At 56.8% G+C, this 8,176-nt stretch carries 7 protein-coding genes; 3 read left to right on the top strand and 4 right to left on the bottom strand.

Features of this window, described 5'->3' with window-relative positions; translation table 11 throughout:
• Nucleotides 1-70 precede the first annotated feature (70 nt).
• The 4 genes from SMC3_RS07865 to SMC3_RS07880 form a co-directional block, all read right to left on the bottom strand.
• Entirely contained in the window at nt 71-1,018 is a 948-nt protein-coding gene (locus SMC3_RS07865; RefSeq protein ID WP_119088003.1) for an ABC transporter permease, read from the bottom strand.
• Nucleotides 1,015-2,235: an ABC transporter permease gene (locus tag SMC3_RS07870; protein ID WP_207799721.1), complete on the bottom strand. Its 1,221-nt coding sequence runs from the start codon at nt 2,233-2,235 to the stop codon at nt 1,015-1,017. The genes SMC3_RS07865 and SMC3_RS07870 overlap by 4 nt, the downstream gene beginning before the upstream one ends.
• Entirely contained in the window at nt 2,232-3,755 is a 1,524-nt protein-coding gene (locus tag SMC3_RS07875) for an ABC transporter ATP-binding protein (RefSeq protein WP_119088004.1), read from the bottom strand. The genes SMC3_RS07870 and SMC3_RS07875 overlap by 4 nt, the downstream gene beginning before the upstream one ends.
• Before the next feature lie 408 nt (nt 3,756-4,163).
• A complete protein-coding gene (locus SMC3_RS07880) occupies nt 4,164-4,781 on the bottom strand; it encodes a DUF5671 domain-containing protein (RefSeq protein ID WP_119088005.1) in 618 nt (205 codons plus the stop codon).
• A gap of 304 nt (nt 4,782-5,085) precedes the next feature.
• On the opposite strand from SMC3_RS07880, the gene SMC3_RS07885 reads away from it, so the two are divergent.
• The 3 genes from SMC3_RS07885 to SMC3_RS07895 all read left to right on the top strand — a co-directional run bounded on the left by SMC3_RS07885 (nt 5,086) and on the right by SMC3_RS07895 (nt 7,622).
• Nucleotides 5,086-5,469 (top strand): metallopeptidase family protein, encoded by a 384-nt coding sequence (locus SMC3_RS07885; protein WP_119088006.1) that lies wholly within the window; start codon nt 5,086-5,088, stop codon nt 5,467-5,469.
• 63 nt (nt 5,470-5,532) lie between these two features.
• Nucleotides 5,533-6,426, top strand: a complete 894-nt coding sequence (locus SMC3_RS07890; RefSeq protein ID WP_119088007.1) for a 3-hydroxyacyl-CoA dehydrogenase family protein — start codon at nt 5,533-5,535, stop codon at nt 6,424-6,426.
• On the top strand, nt 6,423-7,622 hold the full coding sequence (locus SMC3_RS07895) for an acetate kinase (RefSeq protein ID WP_119088008.1): 1,200 nt from the start codon (nt 6,423-6,425) through the stop codon (nt 7,620-7,622). The genes SMC3_RS07890 and SMC3_RS07895 overlap by 4 nt, the downstream gene beginning before the upstream one ends.
• Nucleotides 7,623-8,176 lie beyond the last annotated feature (554 nt).

The raw sequence follows: 8,176 nt of genomic DNA on the forward strand, positions 1-8,176 counted from the left end.
TCACCTCCATGGGAGTAGTGAAAAGGTCGCCGGAGGACAATGTCCCCACGGCGACCGGTATAAGGATCGACTAGCGCTGTTCCTTGTAATACGGGAGGCCGTCTGCCGCGGGAGCGATAGACTTGCCGACGAAACCTGCAAGGACAGCCAGTGTAAGAACGTATGGCAGAATAAGAGTGAGCCCGGGCGCCAGCTTGGGAGCAATACCCGTGACGGCGATGATGGATTGCACGATCTGGCCTGTCCCAAACAGCAGTGCCGCTCCAAGAGCGCCAAATGGGGTCCATTTGCCAAAGATCATGGCGGCCAGGCCAATGAACCCGACACCGTTGGGCATGGAGTCGCTGAATCCCGAGAATGAGCTAATGGACAGCGTAGCACCACCAATGCCTGCGAGTGCGGCTCCTGCGACGACAGCGAACCAGCGAATACGGAATACGTTGATACCGAGTGTCGTTGCTGCCTTGGGATTCTCACCGCAGGTACGGATGCGCAGGCCGAGGACCGTGTGGTACAGGAGCACGTGCATGAGAACCGTACAGATAAAGCCGAACCATATCATGAACGACAGGTTGGAGAAGGCGCCCAGAAGGGGTATCTTGGCAAGGAAAGGGAGATGCACGCGGTAGGCCTGGGCTCCAAAGTAGTTCTGGATCTGCGGCGAATACCCGGTCGTGCTGAAGACGAATTCCAGCAAGTACGTCATGAGGCCAACGGCGATGACGTTGATGGCTACTCCGGAGACGGTCTGGTCACCATTCCACCTGATCGTGATGAAGGCGTGGAGTGCTCCCACCAGGCAACCGATGGCGATACCGAACAGCAGGCCGATCCACGGGGAGTGAGAGAAAAATGCGCCGAGCAGCCCGAAAAACGCGCCGAAACGCATGATGCCGTCCAAACCAATGTTGACGACGCCTGCGTTTTCACTGAGGACGCCACACAGCGCGGCAAACAGGATCGGCATGGTGTAGTCCAGCATCTGGGCAATCGTGAGGTTGATCTGTGCGATGTTCATGCTGCGGCCTCCTGGTCCGCCGGCGGATCCCTGCGGGCGCGGCGGTGCTGGATAATCTTGACAAGGTAGTACCGCACGGCGACCTGCATGGCGATGAAGCCGACGGCCATGCCCTCGATGATGTCGGAGAATGTCTTGGGAATGTTGGCGACCTGCATGGACGTGGCTCCGGTGCGTAGTGCGCCGATGAACAGCCCTGCCAGCACGACACCCATGGGTTCGCTCTGGCCGATCAATGCAATGGCGATGCCAGTCCAGCCGTACCCCATGATCGCGGTGTTGGGAAACTGGTACTGCATACCCAGGATGAAGAAGGTGCCACCAAGCGCTGCAAGGGCTCCGGACAAGAACATGAGCTGCATGATGCGGCGGCTGATGTTGATCCCCTGTGCACGCGGGGCTTCCATGCCGATGTTGGCGGTGTAGCCGATGGCCCGGATCTCGTAGCCGATCGTCGTCTTGTACAGTAGGAACCAGGTGGCATACGCCGCAAGCAACACCAGCAGGATACTGGTGTTGAGGCGTGTCGGCATCATGATCCGCAACAGCTTGGCTGTGTCAGCCACATAGAAGGTGCCGGAAGTGAACGTCTGGGAGGGAGGCGTCATGGGCCCAATCACCAGCCAGCTTGTGATCAGGAACCAGGCGATCCAGTTGAGCATGATCGTGCCGATGACGATGTTGACGCCGCGCTTGACATAGAGATAGCCGGCGACTGCCGCCCATGCACCGCCCGCAAGCATGCCCATGATGATGCAGATGGCTCCATGCAGGAGTTGCGCTATCCAGCCGAAGCTCCCCAGGGCAATGTACATCGCCCCAAAAGTATGGGCTACGGGAGACCAATATCCAAAGAAGGTCGCTACAATGGCGCCTACCCAGAACTGACCCTCGGCGCCGATGTTGAACAGGCCACCCTTGAATGCCAGTGCGACCGAAAGACCTGTCGCAATGTACATGGCGCTCTTGATGAGTAGTTCGGCGAACTCGCGCCGCCATGCTGGTCCACCGGGGATGAGTCCCGAATCGCCAAACAGGAGCCCGTATGCCTGAAAGGGATTTCGCCCGGAGGCGGCTATGACAATCATGCCGAGGATCAGAGCCAGGCCCACGGAGATGAGAGGGACCCAGATATTCAGATAGTCTCTCCGACTGTGTCCCTGGTTGTCGATGCCGAAGAGTTTGAGGAACTTGGTGGTGAAATTGCTTTCGCTCACGATTGCACCTTCTCGTCGATACCAACGCCGAGCATCAGGAGACCCAGGGCCTCCTCGGTCGTTTTGTCCGGGGTTGTCTCTCCGACGATGCGGCCTTCAAACATGACCAGAATGCGATCGGACAGGCCGAGGATTTCAGAAAGTTCGAGCGAGATGAGCAGGATGGCCTTGCCGGCCTTCTTCTCCTCAAGCAGCTTGCGATAGACGAATTCAGTGGCGCCCACATCCAGGCCGCGTGTCGGCTGTGAAGCGATCAGGAAGTTGTGTGGCATCGACAGCTCACGGGCCAGGATGAGCTTCTGCTGGTTGCCGCCGGAGAGGGATCCTGCCGTGTCATAGACGTCGCCAGGGCGTATATCATATTCCTTGACCTTCCCTTCAGCAAACTCCCCGATCTTGTCGTAGTCCATCCTGATACCCCTGCTGAACGGTCTATCCAGGTGCTGACCCATGACGGAGTTCTCGCGTACTGTGTATGGCATGACAAGACCTCTGCGTGCACGGTCTTCGGTGATGTAGCTCATGCCTTCCTTGCGCAGTTGCGCCGTCGTGACCATGCGCATGTTCTTTCCGTTGAGCTCCATCGAACCCGAGACTGGATGCGAGAAACCGATCATGGCGTTGACCAGTTCATCCTGGCCGTTGCCCTGAACGCCTGCAATGCCGACGATCTCTCCGCCGTGAACGTCGAAGCTCATACCCTTGACGGCCTCGTATCCACGGTTGTTTCTGACGTGCAGATCGTGACATGCAAATGCCACAGCTCCTACTTCTACGTCGATCTTGGGAATCTCGAGGACGACGTTGCGGCCGACCATCATGCGAGCCAGTTCCTCTTCGTTTGTGTCCTTCTTGTTCACGATGCCCTGGAGCTTGCCGCGACGCAGGACCGCTATGCGGTCGGCGATCTCCATGACCTCTTTCAGCTTGTGGCTGATGAACAGGATGGTCTTTCCCTCAGCCTGCAGCTTGCGCATGGTCACGAACAGTTCGACAGTCTCCTCGGGTGTCAAAACGGCCGTGGGCTCATCAAAAATGAGGATCTCGGCACCTCTGCGCAACACCTTGAGAATTTCGATACGCTGCTGGACGCCGACGGGCAGGTCGCCCGCAAGAGCTGTGGCATCTACGGTCAGCGAGACGCGCTCCGAGAGTTCCCGGACTTCGCGCACCGCCCTGCCGTAGTCAAGGAAGATTCCCTTGTGCGGCTCATCGCCGATGACGATGTTCTGGGTGACGGTGAACCTTGGAATCAGCATAAATTCCTGGTGCACCATGCCCATCCGGAGCTTGATTGCGTCCTCGACCGAACGGATATTGACTTCGTTCTCGTTGACCAGGATATCTCCGCCCGATGGTGTGTAGATGCCGTAGATGATGTTCATCAGAGTACTCTTGCCCGCACCGTTTTCGCCGACGATGGCAAAAATCTCTCCCTTTTCGACTGAGAACGAGATGTTGTCATTCGCAAGATTTCCGGGGAACATCTTGGAGATGTTGCGTACTTCCAGTGCTTTCATGGCCTCACTCCCTTACAGCGGTGGAGAGGGCAGGTGCTGCCCCTCTTGGCGCCAGAATCTTCCTGTCACGGTCTGACACCCACCATGGCAGAAAGTTGGGACCGTCCAGGCCGAGACAGCCCTGGGGTCAACGGAACTACGGTGCTATTATTCCCGCCGTCAGGCGGGTCCTCTCGCAACCCATCGACACGGCGACTGCGGGAGCTACGGCCAAGGGACCGGGGAACATTTTTCTTACCCATTTTTCTCCTCTGCAGGATTGATTGCCACGTAGCCATTATATACTAAACGGCCTCAAAACAAGAAGACGCAAAGCCCTTTACAGACTTGCGATTGAGCTGCTGCAAGGGACTTGGCGCCTTCGTGGACAGAGTGTTCTGATGAGGTCCGTGTGTTGCTTCGCTTGTGTCAGTTGCCCAGCGGGTCCCGATGTTCGCGCTGTCCGAGATGCCAGTGGTACAACCAGACGGGAGTCCCGACGAGAACGGCGACGATGTTTCTGATAAGGCTCTGGATCGCGTACGTATTGTTCAACGAGGCGGGACCGGTGATGTTGGGTTGTACGGGGGTTGTCACCGGACTCAGCGACATGAAGAACGCCCGATAGACATCGGGGGCGATGTTGATGAGGTTGAACATGACGATGAACAGCCCAATGGCGGATAGCAGATAGATGTAGAGCCTTCTGATGAGATCCCGGCGAGCCTCCGGCTGTGGTGGCATAGTAGCTGCGATGGGTTCGTTTGTCACTGCGGCGGGAGCTGTCGCAAGTTTTGGCGCATGCTGGCGTGTTTCCTGGATGATGTCCCAGTGGTACAGCCAGACCGGCACGCCGACTGCCACCGCGGAGGCGAAGGACAGCAGTGACGCCAGTTCGTTCTGCATGCTGTCCGACGTGATCAGACGGAAGACATACATATTGAGGACATTGGTGATTGCCCCGATAAGCCCGGTAAGAGCCATGACGATCCCGACTACTGTGACGAGATACAAGTAGATGGTGCGAACGACGTTGCGTTGTTTCATGGACACCTCCCGAGGCACACGGTGAAATCGATCGCTGAGGGGCTGGACACCAGGAGATGAGCCAGAAAGCTCCAGCCGTTCCTAGTGCCCAGTTGCATGCCTTACGGCATCCCTCATCGATATACTAAAGGAAGTCCTGCGGTAATGCAAGAATTGTGAGCATATACGGTGTCATGGCGAGAGGGCCGGCCGCCGGGATCGGCGTTGCAGATGCCGGCGTCATACAACGGTGTTGGCCTCTCCAATGGTTGTGGTATGATAAGTATATGATATCTATCGGTCGGATCAGGGAGCAGGATGCGTCGTGATTGAACTGGAACAGAAGGACTTCGAAGAACTCGTGCTCGTCGCTCTTGTCACGCTTCCTGACCAGTTCAGGACGGCGCTCAAGAACATCGACGTCGTCGTCGAGGATTTCCCTCCGATGGATGTTTTGAAGCGTACCGGAGTTGTCAACGGCTACGGCCTGCTGGGATTGTACCAGGGGGTTCCGCTCAGGGATCGGGGACCGCACTACAGTGGTACTTTGCCCGACAAGATCAGCGTGTTCAAGGTGCCTCTCGAATCCTCGGTCGATACGGTCGACGAGCTGATGCCTCTTGTCCAGCACGTGGTCTTGCATGAACTGGGCCACTACTTCGGTCTCAGCGACGAGGAGATGCGCGAAAGTAGAGGAGACCTGCACTAACGTGAGGATTACAGTGGGCGCACTGCGTGCCACTCTTCCTATCTCGTACCAGGAGAGGTGAACATGGAAATTCGAAAGATTGCGGTGTTTGGTGCCGGTGTCATGGGAGCGGGAATTGCTCAGGACGCAGCAGCGCACGGTCTCGAGGTGGTGCTCGTCGACCAAACGGAGGACGGACTGACGCATGCCCGCCAGAGCATCGAGAACAGTCTCAATCTCGAACTCCAGCGATGGGGCATTACAGGATCGGAGAAGAAGGTCCTGCTTTCCCACATCAAGTTCACGTTGAATCGCAGTGACGTGGGCAGCGTCGACCTTGTCATCGAGGCCATTCCGGATGACCTTGCGGCCAAGCAGGAGCTGTTTGCCCAACTTGAGTCTCAGTTTGAACAGATGTGCCCCGCTGAGGTCACCTACGTCAGCAACACTGCTATCCTGCCCATCACTGACATCGCGTTGAAGATGGTCAACAAGGAGCGTCTCGTAGGCATGCACTTCCTCGCGCCTGTCCCGGCGATCAAACTGGTCGAGATGGTGCGAGGCGTCCACACGTCTCAAGCGACCGTCGACCGTGCGAAGGAACTGGCACGCCGCATGGGCAAGACCCCCGTCGACGTGCTCGAAAACCCAGGCTACATCACGGCGCGCCTTGTCGTGCCCCTTATCAACGAAGCCATTATGCTCTACCAGGAAGGAACGGCCAGCAAGGAGGACATCGATGTCGCCATGCGCCTTGGATTCGGTTTCAACAAGGGCCCGTTTGCTCTGGCCGACCAGATCGGGCTGGATATCGTCCTCGGGTGGTCGGAGCACCTCTTCCGCGAGCTTGGCGAGACTCGATATCGTCCACAGGCGCTTGTCCGGAATCTGGCTCGACGTGGGCACCTGGGAGTGAAGACGGGCAAGGGCTTCTACAGCTATGAGACTCCTGTCGACAACGCGGAGGAGAAGATATGAAGGTTCTGATCCTGAACTGTGGCAGCTCTTCTATCAAGTACAAGCTGTACGACGATGACCAGCAGCTGGCCGAAGGCCTGCTGGAGAAGATCGGCACTGCCGAGGCACAGCTCGGTCACACGGTTGCCGGACGGAAGAAGCTTGTCTCTGTTCACGAGGTCCTTGAGCACCACGCCGGCATCGAGCTCATCCTGCAAGTCCTGGTTGACCCGGAAAAAGGTGTCCTCACGAGCATTGAGGACATTCAGGCTGTCGGGCACCGTGTGGTCCATGGTGCCGAATCGTTCTCGGAATCGACACTGATTACCCCCGAGGTGGTGGCCAAAATCGAGGAGTGCATTGACATCGCACCTCTCCACAACCCGCCGAATCTTGCGGGTATCTACGCCATCTCGGAGCTGTTGCCCAAGGTTCCCCAGGTTGCCGTCTTCGACACCGCATTCCACCAGACGATGCCGGACAAAGCGTTCATGTATGCGATCCCTTACGTTTTCTACGCCCGGAACCACATCCGCAAATACGGTTTTCACGGCATCAGCCACTACTACGTTTCGTATGAGGCTGCCGCAATGCTGGGAAGGGCCGTCGATGAACTCAAGCTTATCACGTGTCATCTGGGCAATGGCTCTTCCGTTACCGCTGTCGATCACGGCAGATCCGTCGATACATCCATGGGGTTCACTCCTCTCGAAGGGCTACCCATGGGGACGCGCTGTGGAGACATCGATCCTGCTGTCCCCCTCTATATTATGGGGAAGGAAGAACTGAACCTTCAGCAGATCAATGCTTTGCTCAACAAGCACTCAGGCGTTCTGGGCATTTCGGGCGTCAGCAATGACTTCCGCACTCTGGAGGAAGAGTCTGCCAAGGGCGACAAGCGTGCGACGCTGGCACTGGAAGTGTTCTGTTACAGGCTCAAGAAGTATATTGGCTCGTATATTGCGGCCATGAACGGAGCCGATGCGATCGTATTTACAGGCGGGATAGGTGAAAACAGCGATATCGTTCGTGAAATGGTCGTCAAGGACATGGAGTTCCTGGGCGTAGAACTCGATGCCGAAACGAATCGCACCAAGAAGCGCGGTGAGGCGGCAGACATCAGCAAACCATCTTCGCGAATCAAGGTTCTGGTTATCCCGACCAACGAAGAATTGGTCATCGCACGGGACACCCGTCGGATAGCGGCTGCAAACTAAACACACATCGTTTGTATATGTGCAAGAAGCCCACGGCGTAACAGCGCTGTGGGCTTTCTCTCTATCTTGTGATTGTCTTGACAGAATTGCCATGAGATTGAGGCCACCCTGGCGGTGCCGTGTAGCCGAAGATACGATGAACCCCACCTGAACAGAAAGGCTTGACAGGATTGGAATGCGCGCCAAACTGAACTTAAGCATTGAAAAGAAGACCCCGTATAGGGTGCTGTTCATCCGGGCCGCCGAGTCAATGATTGCAGTAGTATTCCGGCAGGCCATCGACATGACAGCGCGCGAAGGTGACCAAGACTGGTCGTGGCTGCCCTTTTCGCACGTATTCAGGTTCTCCTCCACTTCAGTCCAGGTTCCCTTGAGATCGGTTGGACAGCCGCCGTAGTATAGTGTTTCGAGCTTGTCGACGTCGGTGCCGCCTCGGTTTGTACCACCAGAGACCGGCGGTGTCCTCAAAAAACTCCTGCGATGGTGGGTAATGACGTAAGGTTGGTTATTGGGAAGTTGATATTGTGATACAGAGGAGGATCTGCTATGAAGTG

The sequence above is a fragment of the Candidatus Cryosericum hinesii genome (assembly GCF_003570985.1).
Classification (GTDB): domain Bacteria; phylum Caldisericota; class Caldisericia; order Cryosericales; family Cryosericaceae; genus Cryosericum; species Cryosericum hinesii.

Coding starts and splice junctions, on each gene's coding strand:
- SMC3_RS07865 (WP_119088003.1), bottom strand. CDS start 1,018: ATGAACATCGCACAGATCAACCTCACGATTGCCCAGATGCTGGACTAC.
- SMC3_RS07875 (WP_119088004.1), bottom strand. CDS start 3,755: ATGAAAGCACTGGAAGTACGCAACATCTCCAAGATGTTCCCCGGAAAT.
- SMC3_RS07880 (WP_119088005.1), bottom strand. CDS start 4,781: ATGAAACAACGCAACGTCGTTCGCACCATCTACTTGTATCTCGTCACA.
- SMC3_RS07890 (WP_119088007.1), top strand. CDS start 5,533: ATGGAAATTCGAAAGATTGCGGTGTTTGGTGCCGGTGTCATGGGAGCG.
- SMC3_RS07895 (WP_119088008.1), top strand. CDS start 6,423: ATGAAGGTTCTGATCCTGAACTGTGGCAGCTCTTCTATCAAGTACAAG.